General features: G+C 41.1%; 15 protein-coding genes. 4 read left to right on the forward strand and 11 right to left on the reverse strand.

Annotation, left to right across the window (positions count from 1 at the left end; genetic code table 11):
* Positions 1–119 precede the first annotated feature (119 nt).
* The 6 genes from FQ608_RS15795 to FQ608_RS15820 all read right to left on the reverse strand — a co-directional run bounded on the left by FQ608_RS15795 (position 120) and on the right by FQ608_RS15820 (position 10,318).
* A complete protein-coding gene (locus FQ608_RS15795; RefSeq protein ID WP_158859206.1) occupies positions 120–1,157 on the reverse strand; it encodes a glycosyltransferase family 4 protein in 1,038 nt (345 codons plus the stop codon).
* 72 nt (positions 1,158–1,229) lie between these two features.
* Positions 1,230–1,952, reverse strand: coding sequence for a class I SAM-dependent methyltransferase (locus tag FQ608_RS15800; RefSeq protein ID WP_158859207.1), 723 nt, complete (start codon positions 1,950–1,952; stop codon positions 1,230–1,232).
* Positions 1,949–4,366, reverse strand: a complete 2,418-nt coding sequence (locus FQ608_RS15805) for a YfhO family protein (RefSeq protein ID WP_158859208.1) — start codon at positions 4,364–4,366, stop codon at positions 1,949–1,951. The genes FQ608_RS15800 and FQ608_RS15805 overlap by 4 nt, the downstream gene beginning before the upstream one ends.
* A 117-nt stretch (positions 4,367–4,483) precedes the next feature.
* A complete protein-coding gene (locus FQ608_RS15810) occupies positions 4,484–5,473 on the reverse strand; it encodes a PorP/SprF family type IX secretion system membrane protein (RefSeq protein WP_158859209.1) in 990 nt (329 codons plus the stop codon).
* Complete coding sequence (locus FQ608_RS15815) at positions 5,452–9,738, reverse strand: T9SS type B sorting domain-containing protein (RefSeq protein WP_158859210.1); 4,287 nt, start codon at positions 9,736–9,738, stop codon at positions 5,452–5,454. The genes FQ608_RS15810 and FQ608_RS15815 overlap by 22 nt, the downstream gene beginning before the upstream one ends.
* 202 nt (positions 9,739–9,940) lie before the next feature.
* Positions 9,941–10,318 (reverse strand): hypothetical protein, encoded by a 378-nt coding sequence (locus tag FQ608_RS15820; protein WP_158859211.1) that lies wholly within the window; start codon positions 10,316–10,318, stop codon positions 9,941–9,943.
* A 97-nt stretch (positions 10,319–10,415) separates the two neighbouring features.
* Between FQ608_RS15820 and FQ608_RS15825 the strand changes: the two genes are divergently transcribed.
* A complete protein-coding gene (locus tag FQ608_RS15825; RefSeq protein WP_158859212.1) occupies positions 10,416–11,510 on the forward strand; it encodes a Gfo/Idh/MocA family protein in 1,095 nt (364 codons plus the stop codon).
* A gap of 158 nt (positions 11,511–11,668) precedes the next feature.
* Positions 11,669–12,106 (forward strand): response regulator, encoded by a 438-nt coding sequence (locus FQ608_RS15830; RefSeq protein ID WP_158859213.1) that lies wholly within the window; start codon positions 11,669–11,671, stop codon positions 12,104–12,106.
* A gap of 307 nt (positions 12,107–12,413) precedes the next feature.
* Here FQ608_RS15830 and hmpA read toward each other — a convergent pair whose 3' ends face one another.
* From hmpA to FQ608_RS15855, 5 genes are all read right to left on the reverse strand, one after another.
* Complete coding sequence (hmpA, locus tag FQ608_RS15835; RefSeq protein ID WP_234364229.1) at positions 12,414–13,628, reverse strand: NO-inducible flavohemoprotein; 1,215 nt, start codon at positions 13,626–13,628, stop codon at positions 12,414–12,416.
* A 794-nt stretch (positions 13,629–14,422) separates the two neighbouring features.
* Positions 14,423–14,992: a DUF417 family protein gene (locus FQ608_RS15840; RefSeq protein WP_158859214.1), complete on the reverse strand. Its 570-nt coding sequence runs from the start codon at positions 14,990–14,992 to the stop codon at positions 14,423–14,425.
* A 47-nt stretch (positions 14,993–15,039) separates the two neighbouring features.
* The gene (locus tag FQ608_RS15845; protein ID WP_158859215.1) at positions 15,040–16,152 is read right to left on the reverse strand and encodes a sensor histidine kinase; all 1,113 of its coding nucleotides are present in this window, start codon (positions 16,150–16,152) and stop codon (positions 15,040–15,042) included.
* Positions 16,149–16,955, reverse strand: a complete 807-nt coding sequence (locus FQ608_RS15850; RefSeq protein ID WP_158859216.1) for an alpha/beta fold hydrolase — start codon at positions 16,953–16,955, stop codon at positions 16,149–16,151. Before FQ608_RS15850 ends, FQ608_RS15845 begins: the two co-directional genes overlap by 4 nt.
* A gap of 427 nt (positions 16,956–17,382) precedes the next feature.
* Complete coding sequence (locus tag FQ608_RS15855; RefSeq protein ID WP_158859217.1) at positions 17,383–18,657, reverse strand: YncE family protein; 1,275 nt, start codon at positions 18,655–18,657, stop codon at positions 17,383–17,385.
* 517 nt (positions 18,658–19,174) lie between these two features.
* On the opposite strand from FQ608_RS15855, the gene FQ608_RS15860 reads away from it, so the two are divergent.
* Positions 19,175–21,949 (forward strand): hybrid sensor histidine kinase/response regulator transcription factor, encoded by a 2,775-nt coding sequence (locus tag FQ608_RS15860; RefSeq protein ID WP_158859218.1) that lies wholly within the window; start codon positions 19,175–19,177, stop codon positions 21,947–21,949.
* A gap of 189 nt (positions 21,950–22,138) precedes the next feature.
* A complete protein-coding gene (locus FQ608_RS15865; protein WP_158859219.1) occupies positions 22,139–23,467 on the forward strand; it encodes a sugar porter family MFS transporter in 1,329 nt (442 codons plus the stop codon).
* The last annotated feature ends 40 nt before the right edge of the window (positions 23,468–23,507 follow it).

The raw sequence follows: 23,507 nt of genomic DNA on the forward strand, positions 1-23,507 counted from the left end.
CACTAATACGAAAGAGGAAATAAATGCAGAGTTAGTTTCTACCATCGCCATTCAATTGATTCCAAGTTTTAAAGTGGAATTTAGAAGTTTCAGGCTATTCGGAATTGCGAGCTCAAGTTTCATGAGGTTGCCGTATCGGCCAAGATTTCCAACATTTTTTCTTTTCTTTTTAAATAGGTGTAGTGTTCCACAATCCTTTTTCGGGCTTGAATTCTTAAATCCATGCAATTTGACTGGGGCAGTTTATGTATGATTTGAACAAGTTCATGGATATCTTTTTGGCGTAAAACAAAACCAGTTTCTCCAATTATATTGCTGATTTCCCCAACTTGGGATCCGATGGGAACACAACCGCATAACATGGCTTCCGCCAAAGAATTGGGAAATCCCTCAGAGGTGGAGAGCTGAAGGTAAAATTGTGTTTTTTGGAAGATATGTTTAATTCCTTCTTTGGGTTGGGCAGGTACTACAGTAATGTTGGGCAGGGTGGTTTCAAAATTTGCGTCTCCAACTAGTTTAAAGGTATAATCAGTAAAGGTTTCAGCTAATTGGACGATAAGATCAATTCCCTTAACAAATGCACGGTTTTGCTTTGAAATACCGGTTGCTACTGTAACAAAGGTGAAAGGCTCTTTTTCCAATTGGGTATCAACCCAAAATTCCTGATCAAATCCATTGTGAACTACTTCAATAGGCGTTGTCAAATCAGGTATTAGATTTAGTAGACCTTGTTTGCGGGGAGCTAAGTTATCGTAGGTGTAGGTTGACTTTACCAATGCATAGGAAACAGGCAATATAAGCGAACAGTTTTTAAAGCTGAATACAGTAGCTTTCTTCAACCATTTCTTTCGGTAATTCCCATAATTAATATGAGGTAAATGCATGGCATCAGTTCCACCGCATTGAATGATAATTCTTTTTTTAAAAACCTTTCCAAAAATAACAGGCAATACGGTATGGTACCCTCCAAAAAAACAAAGGTATTGTGTGGTAACGGGCAGGTAAATTAGCAATTGAAAAAACTGAACAATAAAATACAAAGGCAGAGCCAAGGCTTTATCGGTAAATGTCAAGGATCTTATTTTAAGATGGGGGCTTAACATTTCCTTGTCCCTTATCGTAAAGGCAGTTTCTATGGAAGTAATGTACAGAATCATACGGGTGGATAACTGGTAAGCCCTGATTGATTGTAGTTCGCCTGCCTATGTAAGAGGAAAACGTGTCTTAATTTATCCCAACAGGTTGAATTTCATCTTAATTTTCACCCTCTCTCTTAAAATTTCCCATTTACCCAAGTGGGTAATCTTTTGAATTGGTCGTTGGTTGCGGAAGATAAAATATTGATAGTCATGTTCTCGGTAGAAAATGGAATAAGATTCCATTTTCTCTAAAAAATACCCGCATTCGCCGACGGTAGTTACTAATCTTCCCGTATCAAGGGGCTGATCTATTACCTGTAATTTTTCCGGTTCGTTAGCTATCATCCATTTAAGAAATCGTGGATCGGGGATATGTACAAAAATACTAGACTCATTATGGCTGTGTTTTTGGATTATCTCGAAAAGAGGCTTGTGATCTGCAGCCGGAATGTGTTCCAAGACATCGGGGAAAACAAAAAAATCATAGTGTTCGGATGGCTTATGAAAGTCAGTCATGTCCGAAACCTCAAATGACAAATTAGCTAAGTTTTTCCAAAGAAGCTTGGCTTTTGCAACGCTTTCCGGGCTAATGTCCACGGCGTGAACATGTCCCTTTTTAACAAATCTGGCTATAAGCTGACTGACCGTGCCAATTCCACAACCGACTTCTAAGACTTTGTGGTTTGGCTTGAGTCCGGCCTTCATCAATTTGTCAATTATTTGAAGGTGGCGGCTATTGATCCCAATCTTTTCCTGTTGGGCTGAAAACCCATCATAGAAATCAGCTACCGCAGTTTTGTCTGTCTCCTTCATTTGTTAGGTTTTAGAGTATAAAATAAGGAAATGGCCAATAAAACCAACAGCACATATTGGGCAATAATCATAAACGTCACCATGTTTAAATAGCTTTTTGGCCGAAATTCGAACGTAATAGACGATTCTCCCTGAGGCAAATTTAATCCCCGCAACACATAATTTACCCGTAAGATATCAGCTGCTGATCCATTTATGGTTGCAGACCATCCTTTAGGGTAGAATATTTCAGAGAAAACGGCCAGTCCCGGCGTGCTGAGATTAGCTCTATAGGTGATTTTGTTTGGCTCATAGGAAGACAACGACACAGAACCCTGTCCAGCCGCTACATTTGGAAATTCAACAGTATTTAGAGTAGCGGTTTTTTTTGTGTTTATCGAGCCAAGAGTCTCTATTTCCTCCAAATTTGTGGTGACGGTTAGCACTTCTTCCGGCAACCAAGCGGGTCCATTGGCGTTTGGATTTTGAAAAACGGCGTTTTCTGAATTTCCTGCCAGTAGGTACTTTGTATTCAACATATTAAGATTTTGGATACTTTCCCAGTCAAAATTCCCCTCTTGGGCTTTTTGAATAAATTGGCTGATTTCAGGACCTAAGTTTCTTTCAATCAAATCCTGGTACCTGCTCATTTTTGCTCCATGGTATCCTCCAACGCTGTTAAATCGATAACTGGTTCTGGCTTCATTAAATGGGTTTTGAATATTTAATACTCTAAAGTAATCATTGTCTGCCAAAATTTTTTGGTCTGCCGGATTTGCGCCGAAATACTGGTTGCTAGGATTGGCTACAAAGCTATCGTTATTTAGGTACCGTCTATTTACACCCCAAACATCGACAATTACCAGAAGAGCAATTCCAAGTAGCGTATAGTTCAAATGAAGCATATTCCTTAGGTAGGCAAACAAAAGACCCGCAGCCGCTGCAATAAGAATAAAACTTCGCAGTGCATCGGACTGAAGCATAGATTGTCGGTCTGTCCTCAGTGCATCCTGTAACCAATCCGGGTAACCTCCGTCGGCATTTCCACGATATCCCATCCATCCTGCGGCCACCATACCCACAAGTAGAAGGCCCATAGTGACTCCAAAAGAAATAAGGAATGACTTTTGTTTTTTGGCTGATTTTTTTTCAACAACAAACTTTTCCAGTCCGAGGCACCCCAATACAGGGACTGCAAACAGAGTAATTCCCAATGCCATTGAGACCGCCCTAAATTTGTTATAGCCGGGTAAGTAATCAAACAGAAAATAGTTGAGCCAAGCGAGGTTTTTCCCCCACGCAAGGATGAGGGAGAACAATACAATTCCCAGAAGGATATTCCTGTAGAACGGTTGCACATAGATGAGGCCAATGATGAATAGGAAAATCATTATTGCCCCTCCGTAAATGGGTCCCCCAGTACCCGGTTGGTCTCCCCAATATGTAGGGGCATTTTGAAGAAATTCATTAATTTGGGCACCTTCTACTCCCTGGGAGCGAAGAATTTGTTCGGAAGATGAGTTTTTTGGAAGACCTTGGCTACTTGCCCCACCATAAAAGTTTGGTATTAGTAGCGTAAAGGTTTCCAATTTACCCTGAGACCAATTAAAAGCATATTCCTTGTCGAGTCCTTGTCTCCCATTCTCAGCGGTTTCAAGGTTTCTTTCCCCTCTGATTGAATATTTCCCATATTCGATAACAGACCCTAACCGTGCTGAGTTGCCCAATACCCCAAGTAATGCTCCCAACAACAATAGTGCAGCTATCTTCCCAAATTCCGGAAGTTTTTTTTCTTTATAGAAAAGAACTAACTGACCAATTCCATAGAAGGCGATAATAATTAAGGTATAGTAGGTGATTTGGAGATGGTTGTATTTAAGTTGCAGCAGTACGGCAAGTGCCGCGATGGATACACCAAGCAGTATTTTTCTGGAAAAAGCAAGGTGAATACCTGCCAAAATAAGCGGAATTAGACATATGGACCATATTTTCGCATTATGGCCAGCCTCCATACTTAAGAGATTAAATGTGTTAAAGGCAAACGCATAGGAACCGGCAATGGAAATCGCAGGTCGGATGCCAAAAGTTATTAGAAGGAGATACATACTTGCCATGCCAAAAAACAGGGCATTAATGGGGTGAGGAAGACCGATCGTCAATACCTGGACCAGTGTATTGGTGAGGTCACCCTTTGGTTGGGAATGAATCAGATAAGCAGGCATTCCTCCAAACATCCTATTGGTCCAGAGAGCTTCCTCCCCGGTTTTTTCCTTATAGTCTAATATTTCCTTTGCCGACCCTTCCCACTGTAAAATATCCGACTGGAACAACATTTTGCCTTCGAAAACAACAGGTGAAAAATACAGAACTGTGACCAAATAAAAGGACAAAATGCCTAGAAGGTGTGGAAGGGTTTTCTTAAAATCAAAGGGCATAATTGGAAGTCTAGATAACTAATGTGTAAATGGTCATGCAAATTAAAAAATTTATCCTCATTTCTAATAATTTCGGAAAAGTAGCAATAAGCTTCCGGCGCTCATGCGTATTTCAAATCAGAAAGTTTTATACGGTTTTTGCGTAAGGGTCTTGCTCCCTAAATAATAACCCAAAGATATTTCGTGGGAATTGTTTATGAAATTATTTTGTCTGCTCAGGTTGAAATCATACGCATATCCGAATCGGAGACTATCGGTCAGAAAAAGGTCAATAAGGAACGCAATAGCATTTCGCTTACTGGGAGCTGGGCCGGAAGAGTTCTTGCCAATACTTGACCGATAAGAAGTTCCAACCCAAAATCGATCATAAAAAAGAAACATGGCATTCAAGTCAAAACTTGTGGGACTACTAAAATCTTCCCGAATTAAAAGGGATGGCTTAAAGGCGGTTTCGGCTGATAGAGGTAGAATACTCCCGATCTGTAGGAAGTAGTGGTTGTTATGAACAGCCAAGGCCACGTCTTGGTTTTCCAGATTCCGTTGTCCTACTAGATTGAATACGCTTAATCCAGAGAAGAACTTTTCAGAGTGGAAAAACAGTCCCGCATTTAGGTTCGGAGTAAACATGTTAATCCGCTCCATGGGTATTGTCATGTCAGTAACATCATCTGGCATCAGCAAATTTCCATCTAAGACATATTCCGAAGTACCAGCGCTAACTCCCATACTTAGGTAGGAATTGTTTGTTACTTTTATTTTATAGGAGTAGGTCAATAACGCCCCATGAACCTTAGTAGCACCAAGTCTGTCCGAAAACAGTGATGCACCAAACCCCATTAGTTCATCTGAGGATGCCATATCGGCGGTGATACTAAATGTCTCCGGAGCCCCGGGAAAAGCCATAAACTGACTTCTATAGGTGGCTTGGACAAATGGATCAATTTTATATCCTGCGTAGGCAGGATTGATATGAAGGCTGTTGAAGGTATACTGACTGTATTGTGGAATCTGCTGGGCATGTCCATAAGGTGCCCACATTATATAAAGCATTAACACCATCGATTTGGCAGCAATTACAAAAAACCTTATTTGATTACCTGCAACCATCCCTTATATTGTTTTTCTGCCAATCCTGTTGTTCTTCCTATGACTTGGTAATAATAAGTACCAGCATTTAATCCCTCGGCACTCCAATCATTTTGATAATCAACTGACTCATATACCGCATCCCCCCATCTGTTGAAAATAATCAAACTGATCTGATCAAATTTGTTAGTCGCACGGATTACAAATGTCTCGTTCTTGCCGTCATTATCCGGTTTGATGACATTGGGGATAAATAGGGGGATAATGTTGATTTCATCCCTACTGCTGTTATTTGATATTTCCGCATCTTCCTCATTACTTCGAACATAAGCCTCATTTGCTACAAAGCCTTCATCCTGAGCCATTACTTCCAATCTTATATTAAGTGACTCACCGACTGGAAATTCGGAAATCTCCCAAATCAACTGACCTCCGGTGGCAGTAAATACAGGGGAGATCGCAGGTGAACTAGACTGAAAATCCGCTGATATAAAACCAAGCGCATCTGGCAACATATCCGATACTACCACCTCGCTGGCATCATCCAACCCTGAATTTCTGACGATGATGTCATAGTGAAATATATCACCGTCAGCGACTCTTATTCCGTTTGATGTTTTCTCTATGCCTAGATCCACTGATTTTGCACGGACAATCACTGGTGGGCTTGATACAATTTGATCAAAGTCCCCGACGGCACCCCGTACTTGGTTTGTAAACGTGCCGTCATTTACAGCCATCACTTCTAAGGTAATCGTTAGGGAGGATTCCGATGCAAAACCATCAAAAAGCCAGCTTAATCCTCCATCCGTGGTAGGAGGAGTGGCGGCAAGCAATAGGAAACCCGACGGCAATAGATCCTCCACTACAAACCCGTCAAGTACAAATGGGCTTCCATTCCTTATTGAAATAGTAAACTGCAACAAGTCTCCCTCAATGGCCCTTTCAATGTCCACTGTTTTTTCCATGTCTATATCTAATGCTCCAACCCAAACCGCTGCAATTGCTGTAGCACAATTGTTAGGTACAGAAACTTGACAAATTTCGTACCGTATCGAATAGTTGCCGGGAGGGGTGCCCGGCAAGAGGACTAAATTCCCATTTTCATCCCATTCATGGGCAAGAGATATGTTGGTGCCATTTTGGTCTTCAATGGCAACGATATTGCCTGTAACTTCATTGGGGGTTACGGGGTTTCCTTTGAAAAGATCATTTCCCAGTACAGGCAAAGGGTTTGTTTCATATCCCTTCAGTGGCCCGAAACTTTCCCCAAAGGCTTCTAGCGGGGCTGCCACTACTGTCAATGTAATGGAATTACTTATATCCTGCCCGCACGCTGAGTCCTCAGTCAGTCGTCTGAAATGTGTCGTTTCCAATAACCCATCCGGTTGATAGTTTATTTCCGTTGCTCCGGGAATGTTTCCCCATGTTTGATTGTCCTCAGATGATTGCCACTGGAAAGTATAGCTTCCTTTTCCGCCGATCGGTTCTTCCCCGTTTAGTTGTTCAGGGGGATCCAGTTGGTATAGTGTTTGAGCATTACCGATTGCTGTATTTTCCAAGTCGGTAAATATAGTGACGGTGGATGCCATCCTTTCGGTTGAAGGACAACCATTTACAAGTTGTTCCGCAAAATACACGGTGTTGGTTGTCAGTACCGTCTCAGGATCGAAGGGAGTGCCTTCTACAGGGGAATTGTACCAGGTGATGTTTTCACCAGTCGCCAATAAATCGGATATTTTGGGATTGCTCGATTCGCAAAACTCTTGGGTTCCAGGCCCTGTTGGGCTACTTACGCGTTCGCTGAGGTTTAAGGTTACAGTGGAGGTGCCTTCCCCCGAACAAAGTCCAGAAATAGCATACTGAAAGGAATATTCTCCTGCCTCAAATCCTTCTGTGTTCCAAAAACTGCGGTCAAGCGTAATATTTCCTGATAAATCCTCCCATTCCCCATAATCGTTAAACGGTCCTTCCAAATAATCGAATAAATCAACGATATCTCCTTCACAAATTTCGGCTTCCATTCCGACGCCAGGTAGTGCTTCAAGATTATCGGCATCAATCAAAAAATCGATCGTCTCGTTTAAGCAACTGTTTGGGTCCTGGTGAGTCAGGTTTACCTTATAAATCCCGCTATGTGTTCCAATGGTAAAAGGATCAAAAGTTAAGAAAGACTCTGTACTCAAAATAGTGTTAGGATCATCATCCCGGAACCATTCATAATTGATAAAATCGTAATCTGGAAGGAAGAGTCTCCCATTTTCTCCTTCACAGAGATTTTCCGGAGTAATTACTGGTAGGTTAGTGCCGAAAAGCTGAATTGTGGAATTGGTAATGTTTCCGCATCGGTCTTGAATCTGGAATCTGTATCTACCTCCTTCCAAATTTGAAAACAAAGGATTTTGGCCATTGTCGACTGAAAAGGGAAGGCCATTTTTAGAGACGATTTTAAAATTAAGGGGCTCATAGCCATTTGCGTCCAGAAATACTTCATAATCGCCATCTTCGCAAATATAATAATTGGCTGACACCAATTCTGCTTGTCCAAGAAACCTGAAGCTATGTAATGTTTCCAAGCAAAACGCCACAGCATTCTCCGATTTAAGAATGTCTGCTCCGTTTCTCCACACTCGCGCAGATTTCACAACGCGAAGATCACCTATACTGCTCAGATTAAAATTGTTAGCTCGGTTTGAGAGAATTATTGCGTTGGCACTGGTTAGTTCTTCGCCTTCGGTAAATCTAACTCCTGTATCGGGATGACCCCAATCATCAGTTTCCGGATAATATTTTTGGAGCCCAAATCGTGTGTTTTGATTGGCGGCAAGGTTATCCCTGTGATCCAAATTCAGGTTAAATGTTCCGCAATTTTCTTCAATTTCCACAAGATTCGATGTGATAACGGTAGATTCGATGTTTACCCTCGTTACATGTTCCGTACCACAGCTTGTTTTTACAGCAAATTCATAATTTCCCTCTGGCAAATTATTGAGATAAAATCTTCTAGTATCATTAACGTTGATATTTTGTGAAAGATCCACCGGAGTTGTAACCCCATAGGCTGTCGGGGCCACATTGAGTATTACCTCAATCAACTGGTAGTCAAAATTCATCAGTTCTAAAGAACCAACCCCGATCCCGCAACTTTTCAATATACTGGGCAAGGCAGGACCGATTCCCTGCCTATGGTTGACACTAATACTTGCCTCATTGCCACATGCATCCTGGAGAGTCAAGCTATAGAATCCATCGGGAATTGGATCGTTTTCATCTCCAAAATAAATATTGTCTCCCGTAAATGGTCCAGGATAAAGTGGATTGGCAACTTCCGGATTGAAACCTTCGGGGAAGTCCTGAAAGGTTATGGTAAAGGGAGCTACAAGATTTTTTGGTTTGACTGATAGCTTTCGTTGACCGCATTGGCCTGCACCCCACAATATGTCAGTGGAAATTTCAACCCCCAAATCGATGGTATTATTCAAAGCGTTTGTGGAATAACCGCAATTGTCTGTAATGGAGAGATCATAGGTGTACATTTGATCGTGGAAAAATGGAATATCGACTGTGAATAAGTTGTCAACCAAATCGGTTTCTTCAAGAAGTAAAGTAATTACTTCAACAGTTTGGTTGTCCGGATCATAAACTGTAAAGTCGACCTGTAGGGGGAATTCCGATTCAGCATTCAGGTAGCGTAATCCATGGGATACCGATATTCTGTCGCAGGCGGGAAGAAAGGTATCGAAATTTCTTCTAGATAAGTCGATCTCCAATATGGGGCGGAAAACTTGAAAGTTTCTGGAAAGCCTATCGCCGCAAACGTCTGTCACGATTACGGTATAGGCACCTTCTATTAAGTTTTCAAAAAGTGGAGAGGGCTGAGCCTGACGGTTAATTGGACCGGTAAGTTCGTAAGATGCCGCATCACCGGTTTGTAGGATAACCTCAAGCTTGCCGTCATCGTCCGCACATAGATTTTGAGAAAGAAGACTATAACTTAGGCCTTCATAATCCGAGGTTAGGGTAATTTCGCCTTCTATTTCAATTTTTTCACCTTCAAAATCTCCAGAAAATATCACGAGGTAATTTCCAGACACCAAATTAGAAAATTGGCCGGTATTATTGCTTTGGAAAAGGGTCAGCCGATCCGGTAATAGATACAGTTCAAAAAGGGCAGAGCTCAATCCGTCGTCATTTGACAATTGGCCTAATATACCTCCATCAGCACCACAGTTGACAGGGGTCGAGGACAACACAAGTTGAGCGTGTTCCTGTGAATAACATCGCATGGGATGTATATAGATGATGCAGCAAAAAACCAGGAATAATAAAATTATTCCACGGTTTTCAGGCCTGATGTTCTGACTGTAAATATCGATGTTTCGCACTATGGCAAATGATATTGGTAAAGATTAGTCTGCGTTAGCTAATTATTAGAGTTTGTTTCAATCAAAGAGATATATAGGATAAGAAAGAAAAATCATCTCTTTCTTAATACCACCTAAAACGAACCTTGAAGGTAATTAATTGTTTTTTGAATGCTAATTTAAATAAAAGAAAGTAAAAAAAATTATATTTATTAAATGAACGCTCCGAGAGGAGACAAAAAAAATGAGATAATCCACCGGTTAGGACTTTCAGGTAAGTTTTTAGAAAATAAAAATTACTTGGAGCTGATATGATCAACACCTTTTCAATATTCTCAATAAGGCCAAATACAGTTGTATAATCCTGAGAGGGGATAATTTTTGAGGTAAACTGCTCTCTAAATTCTAATTTATCCCCTTTGAAGTTTATCCCATCTAAAAGATATTTTTTAAGCTTTTGTTTTTCTAAGTTAAAAACACTCGTTCCATCCCAACCTGTCAAAATCAAATTATTATTTACATCTGATCTTCCCCCGCTAACATAATCCTTGAAAATTCGTACAACTTAAAGTCATTATATTTCCCTAAAAATAGCAATTATGATAAAAATAGGAATAATCGGTTGTGGTTCGATTGCGGAATTTGGACATATACCAGCCATACAAAAAGTTGCGGGGTTGCAACTTTATGCCCTTTATGATCGTGATTTTTCGCGAGCTTATCAGATGCAGCGCCAATTTCAAATTCCCCATGCTTACCCTACAGAAGAGGAATTTTTCTCGTCGGGTATTGAAGCGGTCATAGTTTGCACGCCGGCACCCATTCATTACAAAAATGTAATGGATGCAGCCAAATACCGGAAGCATGTTTTATGCGAGAAGCCTCTTGGGATGAATGAGGAAGAAATGGTGGAAATGGAGAAAGTGATGAAGAATGCCGGGCGGATGTTATTCACCGGGTTCAACTACCGATTCAGCCAAAGTGCGAAGGATATACATCGGCTAATAAGGGAAAAAGCAATTGGTGAGGTAAGGCTATTAAGACTTATATATAACTGGCACCTCCATGGCAAGTGGCATTGGAATGAAAATGGAGAAAGAGTAGACAGCGAGCTAAGAGTAGGAAGAATGATTGAAGGTGGTCCCATGGTTGATTGTGGGGTTCATCAGATAGACCTTGCCCGGTGGTGGTTGGACTCGGAAGTGGTGTGGCAGCAAGGAATTGGCGTCTGGCTGGACGATTATGAAGCACCCGACCATATGTATCTGCATATGGCGCATAATTGCGGGGCACATACGATGGTAGAAATGAGCTTTTCATATAACACTACTTCCAAAGAGCATAGAACCAATTTTCAATATGAGATAATAGGTACAGACGGGGTGATAAGATACAATCGGGAAGAGCATTCCTTTGAGCTTAGGAATTCTCATGGTACTCAATACCTTCCCTGGCATCCTGAAAAGAGTTTTACCGGGATGTATGAGGAGCTGTTAAAGGCCCTTCAAAATGAAACACCTGGAGATATGCCAACGGCAGACGATGGCATCATAGCCACAAAGATTGCCAAAACCGCAACGGATCAGGCAATCCGAGAACGGGATAATCCAAGCACCGTTTGTCCCTCTACCAAGGTAAAGGCAGAGGTGGGAAGGCTATATGACAAAGAAGTACCAATGGATTTTGTTGATTAGTAAGAAGACCTGACAGGTTTTTAATACTTGCCAGGTCTATTGCTGCCTAACATTCTAAACATCTACCTGATCATAAAACCTTTCTGCGATATTCTCCCAAAAATTAGTTTTGTTCTTCCGAATAGAATAATTTATCTTTGAATATAATCATTATTTCTATGAACAAAACCGGGCCTGTCATTATCATTGAAGACGACAAAGATGATCAATATATATTGACAAAAATCTTTAAGGAGCTTGACTACCAAAATCAGGTAATTTTCTTTGAAGACAGTTTACAGGCCTTGGAATATTTGACAGACTCGGAAATTGAACCTTTCCTGGTTCTTTCCGACATTAATATGCCAAAGTTAAATGGGCTGGAATTACGGGAAAAGATCGTCAACAATGAAGATTTAAGACTAAAATCCATACCCTATTTATTTTTTACCACCTGTGCGGAGCAAAAGGATGTGATTGACGCCTATTCAAGGTCTATACAGGGTTTTTTTGTGAAAGGCGACAATTACGGCAAGCTAAAAAAAACCATTGAAAAAATCGTAGCCTATTGGCAGGAATGTGAGTCACCCAATTATATTAAGAATGCCCAACAATAAATGAATTAAGAATTACGGATTGCGAGCCAAGTCATATTGAGTTATGAGTTTTGGGTTACGCCGGAATTAGGAGCCTGCGTCCAAAACGGGGCGATTTGCACCATTTTTTCCTTCAGTGGAAACCCAGTATTCCGACACTCCGCTTGAGTGTTTTTGGCAGGGTGGTTTGCTAAATGTTTTTTCTCCACCGGAAATGCACACTCCTTCTGATAGACCGTTGTAGTTGCAGACTACGGTAAGTGGAATATTTTTAAAAGGACAACAAAGGCCATTTCCAGACCTTTATTGTTCTTATCCTTAGATGGTTTTAATTTAATGATAGCTGTTGGGGACCGAATTCTTCAAAGAAGACAGCGGCAGGATCCGCACCTATTTCTACTAAATCCTGATATTGCTTTTTGATGAATCCTGCCGGACCGCAGATATAGAATTGCGTTTCAGATTCTATTTCGAATGCGGGAATTTTCTTTAAATTTACCGACCCTTCAATCACGCCTACTTCAGTGTCATTTTTTGATATCTGATCATAAAACACATACTGTTCTATATTAGTATCATGAGTCGTTAATTCAAGCACTTTATCCCCAAAGGCATGCACCTCCTGATTTCTGCACCCATGGATCCAAGTTATAGGCCTTTTGGGATTATTTTCCAGCGCACTCTGAAACATACTAATCAATGGAGTAACCCCTACACCACCGCTGATAAAGAACAACGGGTTTTTTCCGTTTTCATCCAGCGTGAAATTGCCGGCAGGGGCGGTGAGTTCAATGATATCCCCTTCATTTACTAAATCATGTAAATGATTGCTGATCATTCCATTGGTATTGGGTTCTTTCCCAAACTCCCTTTTCACCGAAATCCGGTAAAATTCCTCACTGGGAACGCTGGAAACACTGTATTGGCGAGCCTGATTGAGGGCTAGTTCAGGTAAAAAAACCTTTATACTTATAAACTGGCCGGGAAGGTGGGGGATCACCTTTCCTTTATCCGCAGGGTACAAATAAAACGAGGTAATTTCCTGTGATTCCGCTTCTTTTTTCACTACTCTAAACGGACGCCATCCGGTCCATCCTCCTACTTCACTTGTTAATTTTCCGTACATTTTCTGTTCCACACCTATCATTAACTCAGCTAATTGATAGTATGCGGCTTCCCAGGCATTTAAAATATCCTCAGTAGCACTGCTGCCCAATACCTCTTTGATGGCCGCTATCAGGTGGTTGCCTACAATAGGGTAATGTTCCGGCCTTATTTCCAGGCTGACATGCTTGTGTCCGATTTGGTGTAGAGTAGGCATAAGGACTCCGGGATTGGCTATATGTTCGGCATAGGCTAGAATAGCCATGGCGAGGGCTTGCTGCTGTTTGCCATTCTTCTGGTTTCCCATATTGAACATATTTTTCAATTCAGGATGGTGTTCAAACATTCTTTTATAGAAGTGAGTAGTCAAAGTCACCCCATGTTCTCTCAATATGGGGACAGTTGCGGTAATTATTTCTTGTTGCTTTTGATTGATCATTTGATAGTTGATTGATTTAAAAACCACGTATTTTTCAAAATTTGAACTTTACCGTTGGTTATCCGGTCAGTGGTACAAAGGTACTTAAAAATTAAAAGTATTAAAAGATATTTTTATCTTTTAATACGGGTTGTTGATTTTCAGTTGTTTGCAGAGGAAGCTCAATATCGAATATACCATAGTCTCTACTTTAAAATTGGTCTGTTAAAGACTTAAATGGCCTCATATGGTTAAAAAATGTATAAGAAATGAATTAAAAATCACGAATTAAGACTTACGGATGCGAGCCAGGCCATCTTGAGTTATGGATTATGAATTTTGATTTTAGATTATGAAAATTCATGATGTTAGAGTTGGATTCTAACCCCGAACGGGGTTTAACAATAATAACCATGGGTGTAGCGGTAGCGGAACCCATCGATAGGAAGATATCTCGATTGTGTTTTGGCAGATGGAAGAGATGAGGTGCCATTACTTTTCCGCCAAATCCCGAACCTGTTAATCTTTGCCTTCTCGTTGGGAATAGCCCGCAGAACTTGTCCCGAGATTCGGGATGAAGCAGATTCCCGCGGATTTTTTGGGATAAGAATTATAATTTTTGGCATAAACTCATATGCCCTTCTATGTCTTATATGGTTTAAAATCTGTGAGTTACAGTATTCATCAGACTTCCATGGATTAAGAGTTGCACCTGCATTTTAGATGTATTGCTCAAGGGTGCCGTAACTTTTTTTAATTCGTTCAGTTTCACGCAAGATGCTGTGATTGACAAGCCCGACTGTGTTTTTGTAGGTTTAATCTTGTAAAATTTGTTTTGCATTGTCAGCGGCACAGATCAACCCTGCGGCAAGCATGATAATATCTTTTATGACCAATCTGCCTGCGCCAGACAAATAGGGAAACCCATGCTGGGGTGTCGGGAAATCTCCGCCCAGATTCGGGACATATACTTCTGGTGTGGTTATTAAAAATGTCAGGGTTACTACTGACATCCCAAATGTCAGTATGCCACCTATCATTCCGACTTTTGCATACCAAATCCCGAGTAGAGTCAGTGTTCCTATAACCACAATCACAGTACCCAAGCCGTAGGAGAATAAATACGTTCTGTTTTCCTTATGCCAATTAATATTCTTTTGGACGGTTTTGCCTTCGGGGTTTTTGAAGTCTATATATTCCGGTGCTTCGTTGGAATAAAAGAATGACATTAGCGGGCTGTTTGCTACAAAAGGAACAATACCCTCGGCTTCATATTGATATACCTTTAATCCGCCAATCCAAGCCATCACGATGAAAATGGATATTCTCACAAGATTGATAAATTGAGATTGGCTGTTTGCCAAATATTGAATTAACTTATTCATTTATATTTCTATTGGATGCTGATATTTAACGGGTTAAATAGCATAAGTTAATTTTTCGGTAGCGTAAAATAAAAGGTACTGCCTTTACCTAGTTCTGATTCCGCGCCTATTGTCCCACCATGGATTTCAAGGATGCGCCTGCATGCCGCGAGCCCGATTCCCGTTCCCGGAATACTGTCGTGTGAATGTAGTCTTTTCATAAACCCAAACACGTCGTCGGCATACTCCATCTCAAAGCCCATTCCATTATCCTTTACAAAAACCGTGATTTTGTCATCATTTTCTTCAAAATCCACCTCTATCAAGGGGGCCGCGTCAGATCGGTATTTTATAGCGTTGCCAAAAAGATTCTGAAAAAGCCGCACCAGTTGGATCTTTGCTCCAAGAATTTTCGGCATTTCGGGTATTAGAAAGCTGGCGTTGCTTTTAGTTACCTGATCTTCGATCATCTCTAAAGCAAAATCACAAATTTCATTCAATGAAACCTTCTCAAATTCAATTTTATTTCCATCAATTTTAGAGTAATCGAGCAGGTCTTTGATCATGAGTCTCATGCGTTGGGTATTGGTTTTGATATGCGAAAAATACAATTCCCCGGAACTGCCGGGGGAAAAATAGTTTTTTTCGTCTAACAAATTCATCAACCCGGTAATTGTATTTAGTGGAGCCTGTAGATCATGGGAGGCAATATAGGCGAATTGTTCAAGCTCTTGGTTAATCCGATTTAATCGCTTAACAGTTTGGTCCGCTGTTTCCCGTGCTTTCTTTAATTCCAACTCATATTGTTTACGCTGAGTGATGTCGAGGACAGAGAATCTATAAAATGACTGGAATCCCGACCGGTCGGGAATACGAATGGCATTGATCAAAGTCGGCAGCTTATTCAATCCCTTCGTTTTAAGCTCCACATTTATTTCGGAAACTTCTCCGTGCATTTGAAGCAAGGGCATAATGTGTGTTTCAAAGTAAATCTTGCCACCCATGCTCAAAAAATCCTGAAAGGTTTTTTGACGGACGACTTCATTCCAATCATAACCCAACCAACTTAGAAGGGTGGCGTTAATATTGACAATGAAACCGTCTTCGCGTATAGTCATATACCCAAAAGGAGCATTTTGGTAGAGATCTTCCGCATCTTCTAAGAATGGCTGGGTGTTCAATTATCAGTTGTTAAAAAGGTATGTATACTGGATATGACTTGGTCTGGAGATGTTAGGTGAGGACAGTGACCCGAACTGTTCAAAAGAACATACCTGCTGTTTGGTATTTCCTTATGGACAAATTCTCCAACCACAACCGGTGCTATTACATCCGGATGGCACTGGATAATCAAAGTGGGGATCGTAACCTTCTGTAAGTCTTCCCTATTATCACCTAAAAAAGTCACCTTCGCAAAATGCTTGGCGATTTCAGGGTTCATATTACAAAAACTGTTCCTAAGTTCTTCGGAATATTCGGGCATTTCCGGATTGCCGATAATTACGGGAGTTATATAACTAGACCAGCCTAGATAATTACTCTCCAGCGTTTCTATCAATTCGTCAATATCCTGACTTGTAAATCCCCCCACATATCCATTCTTGTTTACGTAGCAGGGAGAAGGTCCTATCAAAACTAATTTTTCAAAAAGATCAGGACGTTTAGTTGAGGCAAGTATGCCAATCATGCTGCTTACAGAGTGACCTACAAAAATTACCTTCTGAAGGTGCAGATCATTACAAATTTCGATGAGATCGTCAGCATATCCATGGAGAGAACTGTACTTTTCGAAATCATAGGCACTTTGATCTGATTTCCCCGAGCCTACGTGGTCATACAGAATAACTTGATATTCCTTCTCAAAAGCAGGAGTGATGTGTCGCCACATATTTTGATCACATCCAAAGCCATGGGCAAAAACAATCGCCTGCGTACCATTTCCAAAAATGTTTATATTATTTCGCCGTATTAAATTATTATGCATTTTCAGATTAGGTAGGTCCATTGTTGACTTATAGCCAAGCTTAACGCCTTTTCTCTTAAATTAATTCATTTAACTTAATTTGCAGGTGTCCATTATCCCGCAATTTGCGCAATTCGGGGTTTGGAATCCCGAACCCAGATAAATAGGGTTTGTGATCCTAACCCATCCCCCTAAGCATTTTCCCTTATTATTGCTTCCTCAAAAAATCCGAAGATAAATGCCGGTAGTCACCCGGGCAAGTGTATTCGGCACTATGCCCAATCTTATTTCGAGCTTATTGATTGTAATCGAGGGACTAGATATTTTGCTCATAAGCAACGCCTTCGCTATTACACATAAAGCAAAGCATAAAAAATAATAGCCTTGCAGACCAAAGGAACGGCAGGGCTATTATTTAGGAAAGATCCACGTTTAATTCTACAGGCAATTAATATAGATGCCGGACTTTAATTCCGTGAAAATCGCTAGCAGCCAGATCTTCCGGTGGGGCAGGCTGGATCAGCGCTACCTTTTTTCGGTTGGCAGTATTGATGACCGAAAATCCCGGGGTGTCACCTGTGGATACGTGCGCAGCCCCGCTACGCGGATTTGGACCTCTTAGGGTAATAAAGGCATATTTACCATCCGGGGAGAAATCAAGGATGTCGGGACTGCTGCCCACATCATCCAAGGTGTGAATAATTCTATCTGTCTGGGTATTGATCACTACTCCGTTGTCACTTCCGCGATTTACCTGCCATAACCAAGGCCCCCTGGGACTAACCCGGGCACCATGCGCATCAACACCTCGCGTCTCGGTGCTTGATTTTAACAGGGTATGGTCAGCAGTATTAAAAACATACCAAGCTCCGCTCTGGGCAGGAGGATCGATTGGATCTCCGGGGTCACCCCAGTTTGCATACATCTTTCTGCCATCATTACTAAGGGCCAGTCCACAGTTGGCTTTTACTTCGTCTCTGGAAAAAGCCTTTACGATTTTGGGCTCTCCGGATAAGATATCCACCACTACCAGACCTCCCGCACCGGGACCGAGCGTAATGTATGCAAAAGCACCGTCAACAGTATAAGCATGACATACAGGTGCTGAGACATCCACGCCCACTGCGCCACCGCCACCACCTGCAACTCCTTCAAATTTTGCGATCCATTCCGGGTCTGTCAAAAGATTGAGTTCTCGGCCGATAGCAAAGCTTTCTGTTGCTAGGTCTACCGTAATCTCAGTAAAGGTGACGGTGCCAATGTTGGCCACCCATATCGATTTGTCGTCGGGCGTAAAACTAGCCATATGTGCACCTGCTCCAGTTGCGATAACATCAATCACTTTTCTGTCTGATGTTCTGATGATAGCCACGTTGCCTGATGCGGGGGAAGCCACCGCAGCATACTCGTGGGTGGAATTGAATTCAATCATATGCGGCATGGTTACTTGGCCCGAAATTTCTTGTTTGGAAAACAATTCGGGAAAGTCAATCACTTCATTCTCTTCCAGAACGGAATTAAAAATATGAATCCTACTTAGGTTTATACCTTGATCAAGGGCCCAAATCTCGTAGTCTTTTGGTTTTTTTTTCTTAATGGATAGTGTTTTTACATCGTCCATATCGCTTGGCGATGCGTATTCGCATCCCTGGAAGACAATACAAATAAGGAGTAGATTCAGAAATGGATTTCTAAATAATTTCGGATTTCTGTGTTTTAGCATGATTGGGTAGGTTATGTTGAGTGAAATTAATTGTGAGTGCAAAATATGGTTTTTGGGATATAAATTTACCTAAATTCCAATTTTTTTGATCCATGATTTGGCCGTTTCTCAGAATATGAATGATTTCTGCTTATCTGGATCTGGATTGCAAATCCCCAATCCAGATAAGCAGTCAGAAAAATAAACTCACAATATGAAGAAACTTCAGTTTTGGAATACGATGAATTTAATAAAGGGGAGCGTACTACTCGGAATAGGGTCATTATCACGAATTCCGGGAATACCCAAGAAAATAATTATTCGGTTAAGTTTCTAAGCCAACTTGCGTAAGGAACTGTAAGCGGAACTTATGATTCCAAATAACTACGTTTTCCGGTTTATTGCTCAATTTCAAATTTTAGGTTTGATTGCACAGTTTAAATTCCTAAGAACTGGGCTATTTAATTTATTTCGAGTCTGAGATATTAAGTATTAGGGTATAAAACTATAAATTGTAGAAAAAAAACCCAAAACGGAAATGAAACAGGCTTTTATTCATTCATTTCTTGTATCTATTGTGCCTCTGCTATTAGGTCTTGGATTTCTGTCGTCTTGCGAAAATGACAAAAATAAAAAATTAAGGATTGGCTTTTCCCAGTGTGTTAGCAATGATGCTTGGCGAAGAACCATGCATGAAGAGATGTATCGGGAGCTTTCTTTTTATCCGGATCTGAGTTTGGAAATCAAGGATGCCGGAGGGAATAGCCAAATACAGATCCAACAAATTAGAGAGTTTCAGAAGCAGGGCGTGGATTTATTGATTGTTTCTCCCAATGAATCCGAACCGATCAGTGCCATAGTGGAGGAAATATTTCATTCCGGTACTCCTGTAATTATTGTCGACAGAAAAATCAATTCCAACCTTTACTCGGCTTATGTTGGAGGGGATAATTATGAGATTGGGATAACAGCCGGACAATACATCAACAATCTATTGCGAGGCAAAGGGAGTATTCTGGAAATATGGGGGCTAAGGGGAAGTTCTCCGGCAAGGGATCGTCACAGGGGGCTGTTGAAAGCACTTGAAGGCACCGAAATTGAGATAGTATCCCAAATTGAAGGGGAATGGGAAAAGGATACCGCAAGAAACGGACTGAAAGCACACCTTCTTCAGAATGAATACCCTGAGTTTGATTTGGTATTTGGACACAACGATGTGATGACCATCGCCGCAAATGAGGTTTGCAGGGAACTGGGAATTTTTGATAAGATTTTTGTTGGTGTCGATGCGCTTCCAGGACCCTTTGGGGGTATTCAAGCAATTGCCGACGGAGTTCTGCACGCCACGTTTTTCTATCCTACCGGTGGGGATAAGGCTATCGAAATAGCCCATAAAATTCTATCTGGGGAGGACGTAGAGAAAGAAAATATCCTTCAGACTGCGGCTGTGGACCTTTCCAATATTCGGATTATGAAGCAACAGACGGACAGGATAATCAGCCAGCAGCTAAATATTGTTCGCCAAAAAGAAATGATTGACAGTCAATTGGAAATCTATCAGAGCCAACGGGGACTGTTGATCGTTTTGGCCATTACGCTTTTTGTGGCCATTGTTTCACTTGCCTATATTTTCAAATCTCTGAAAGACAAACAGGAAATCAATCAGGAATTGAGGCAAAAAAACGAGGAGGTTATTCTTCAGCAACAAAAAGCAATGGAATATGCTAAAAAGGCGGAAGAGGCCACAAGGTATAAATTGGAGTTTTTTACCAATATATCCCATGAATTCCGGACACCGTTGACCTTAATCCAGGCTCCCGTAGAGGATTTGATTCAAAATAAGGAAGCTATGGCTTTCAAAAATGACCTGCTTCTTATTCGAAAAAATACCTATCGGCTTCTACGGTTGGTAAATCAACTGATGGACTTCCGGAAAATCGACAACAACAAAATGATGGTCAAAGCTTCCTCTCAGGCTCTTGTCCCTTTTTTGGAAGAGATCATGTCCGTGTTTCAAAAAACTGCCAGCGACAACCAGATTCATTTTAGGCTAATGGCGGAAAATCCGAATATACAATTGTGGTTTGATCCTGTAATGATGGACAAGGTCATTTTCAATCTACTCTCAAACTCGTTTAAGTTCACCCCAAAAAAAGGGTTTATTCATATTCATATTGATGAAGATCCGCTTAATCATGAAATTTTGATAAGGGTGGAAGACAATGGCCCGGGGATGATGCATGAGGATGTTAGCCATGTTTTTGACAGGTTCTATCAGGGAAATCCAGGCAATAGAAAACAGGGGACTGGCTTAGGGCTGGCACTGTCAAAGGAATTACTGGAACTCCAACATGCCTCGATTCAGGTGAAAAGCGAGCCGGGAGAAAAAACAGTATTTGAAATTCGGCTAAAAATGGGAAATAGACATTTTGAAGCAGGTCAGCTATTGACCAACTCTATGGATAACCAAGTCCTGGAACACGATATCTTTTTCCCTGATCAAGATACCCTTACTCCCAAAGATGGAAAAAAGGACGCCAGTCTTCAACATTGTATTTTGTTAATTGAAGATGATAGGGAGATTCGCAAATACCTAAAAAGTAAGCTTGAACCTTATTACAAAGTCATTGAAGCGGAGGATCCGGATATTGCTTTTTCCATTGCAACGGATGAATTACCGGACCTAATTACCTGCGATCTGATGTTTCAAAATGGAAACGGCCTTGACCTGATTAAAAAAATCAAAGCTGAGCCCTTAACCGAAGCTATACCAATCATTGTTATTTCTGCCAAAACGACTCCCGAGGACCAACTCTTGGGAATTAAAACTGGAATCGACGACTATATTACCAAACCCTTCAGCATATCGTTTGTCCTGGAACGGATCAAAACACTTCTTGCGAATCGAAGTCAATTAAAGAAGCATTTTTTACACGAACTGCCTATTGATACCAGTTCCTCCACTGCACATAGTATCGACAAGAAGTTTGTGACAGTATTTACCTTGTTGATCGAAGAAAATCTCCACAACCCTCATTTTGGGGTAAATGAAATCTGTAGGGAAATTGGCCTTTCCCGGGGACAACTCTACAGAAAGACCAAATCCGTTCTAGGTTACAGCGTGAATGACTATATCAATAAGGTCCGCCTCAAGAAGGCGAAATACCTGCTTTTGCAGGAAAACGAGTCCATTTCAGACATTTCCCATAAAGTTGGTTTCAGTACATCAGCATACTTTTCGACGGTTTTTAAAAACGCATTTGGTATTACGCCTTCGGAATACAGGGAAGGCAATTTGAAAGACAAAAATTGAAACGATTTTAATAGTCTGGAACAATTTTGAAAGAGTTCATTTTTTCATAAAGGTCTTAAAACGCCGCTTAATCAACCTCTAGGGCATTATTTTTTCCTCTTTTTCCCAAATTCCAAATTTGAAATTTAAAGAGACAATATTAAAATTTAATTCATTTTTAGGCTCGTAGTTTAGTTGCAACAATAGACCATGAGCCAGAAAACAATATATTATTCCATTGTTGCTTCATTGAGCGGTTTCTTATTCGGATTTGACACTGTAGTTATTTCCGGAGCGAATTTGCCAATCAAAGAGCTATGGGGGACCTCTGATTGGTTTCACGGATTGACAATTATGAGTGTGGCCTTATGGGGCACCTTAATAGGAGCCGTCTTGGGAAGCATCCCCTGCGATAAGATTGGCAGGAAAAGCACGCTCTTTTGGATTGGCGTGCTTTATTTTGTTTCAGCTATCGGTACGGCACTTGCCACGGATCCTTTAATATTTTCAGGCTACAGATTTTTAGGTGGATTGGCAATTGGGACGGCCACTATTGCGGCACCAACCTATATCACTGAAATTGCGCCCTACCAATACAGGGGCAAGCTGGTTGGGTTATTTCAAATCAATATTGTGGTAGGCATTCTTTCCGCCTATGTTTCCAATTACCTGTTAACAGGCTTTGGAGGAAACAATGATTGGCGGTTTATGCTTGGTGTGGAGGCCATTCCAGCCCTGCTTTTTTTGGTTCTCGTCAGTAATATTCCGGAAAGTCCGAGATGGTTGATCATTAAAAAGAATGAGGTGGAAAAAGGCCTGGCCATTTTAGCCCGAATGTTTGAAATTGGGAGCAATAGCCCGCAAAAAATTCTTCTGAACATCCGAAACGAACAACTTGACCGGGAATCGGAACATCCCACCCTCCGGCCTACAAAAAACGCCTTTATACTTGCTTTTTTTATGGCCTTCTTCAACCAAGCCTCCGGGATAAATTTTATCCTATATTATGCCCCGGAAATCATGGAAAGGGCCGGGTTGGCAACGGAGGAATCCTTACTTGGTACCGTATTCATTGGAGGCGCTAACCTAGTATTCACGATCTGGGGGATTTCTTTAATAGATAAAATGGGTCGAAAACACCTGATGCTTATAGGTTCTATCGGCTATTTATTGAGCCTTTCTATGATCAGTTATGGTTTTTTCGCTCTTTCCTCCCCTGTCTTTAATCTCATGGGATTCCTGCTTTTTATCGCATCACATGCCATTGGGCAAGGAAGTGTCATATGGGTATTTATAGCGGAGATTTTCCCCAACCGATTGCGGGCCAAGGGCCAGTCTTTTGGTGCGGGAGTCCATTGGGCGATGGCGGCAATGATTACGCTGATTGGCCCCAATTTGATTCAGGCTGTACCGGAATGGCAAATCTTCTCCATATTTCTGGTTTTCATGGGACTTCAATGCCTCTATGTGCTCTTATTGATGCCTGAAACAAAAGGTAAACCACTGGAAATAATTCAACTCAAATCTCAACTTAACTAAATCCTATGAATCAATCGAAAAGAGGCTTAATAAACAATTT

It is taken from the genome of Lunatibacter salilacus (genome assembly GCF_009797935.1).
In the GTDB taxonomy this organism is placed as follows: domain Bacteria; phylum Bacteroidota; class Bacteroidia; order Cytophagales; family Cyclobacteriaceae; genus Lunatibacter; species Lunatibacter salilacus.

Bases quoted from the DNA above. Each gene is read 5' to 3' on its own strand.
- FQ608_RS15850 (WP_158859216.1), bottom strand. From the start codon at position 16,955: ATGCATAATAATTTAATACGGCGAAATAATATAAACATTTTTGGAAAT.
- FQ608_RS15860 (WP_158859218.1), top strand. From the start codon at position 19,175: ATGAAACAGGCTTTTATTCATTCATTTCTTGTATCTATTGTGCCTCTG.
- FQ608_RS15865 (WP_158859219.1), top strand. From the start codon at position 22,139: ATGAGCCAGAAAACAATATATTATTCCATTGTTGCTTCATTGAGCGGT.
- FQ608_RS15855 (WP_158859217.1), bottom strand. From the start codon at position 18,657: ATGCTAAAACACAGAAATCCGAAATTATTTAGAAATCCATTTCTGAAT.
- FQ608_RS15805 (WP_158859208.1), bottom strand. From the start codon at position 4,366: ATGCCCTTTGATTTTAAGAAAACCCTTCCACACCTTCTAGGCATTTTG.
- FQ608_RS15800 (WP_158859207.1), bottom strand. From the start codon at position 1,952: ATGAAGGAGACAGACAAAACTGCGGTAGCTGATTTCTATGATGGGTTT.
- FQ608_RS15825 (WP_158859212.1), top strand. From the start codon at position 10,416: ATGATAAAAATAGGAATAATCGGTTGTGGTTCGATTGCGGAATTTGGA.
- hmpA (WP_234364229.1), bottom strand. From the start codon at position 13,628: ATGATCAATCAAAAGCAACAAGAAATAATTACCGCAACTGTCCCCATA.
- FQ608_RS15830 (WP_158859213.1), top strand. From the start codon at position 11,669: ATGAACAAAACCGGGCCTGTCATTATCATTGAAGACGACAAAGATGAT.
- FQ608_RS15840 (WP_158859214.1), bottom strand. From the start codon at position 14,992: ATGAATAAGTTAATTCAATATTTGGCAAACAGCCAATCTCAATTTATC.
- FQ608_RS15815 (WP_158859210.1), bottom strand. From the start codon at position 9,738: ATGCGATGTTATTCACAGGAACACGCTCAACTTGTGTTGTCCTCGACC.
- FQ608_RS15810 (WP_158859209.1), bottom strand. From the start codon at position 5,473: ATGGTTGCAGGTAATCAAATAAGGTTTTTTGTAATTGCTGCCAAATCG.
- FQ608_RS15795 (WP_158859206.1), bottom strand. From the start codon at position 1,157: ATGATTCTGTACATTACTTCCATAGAAACTGCCTTTACGATAAGGGAC.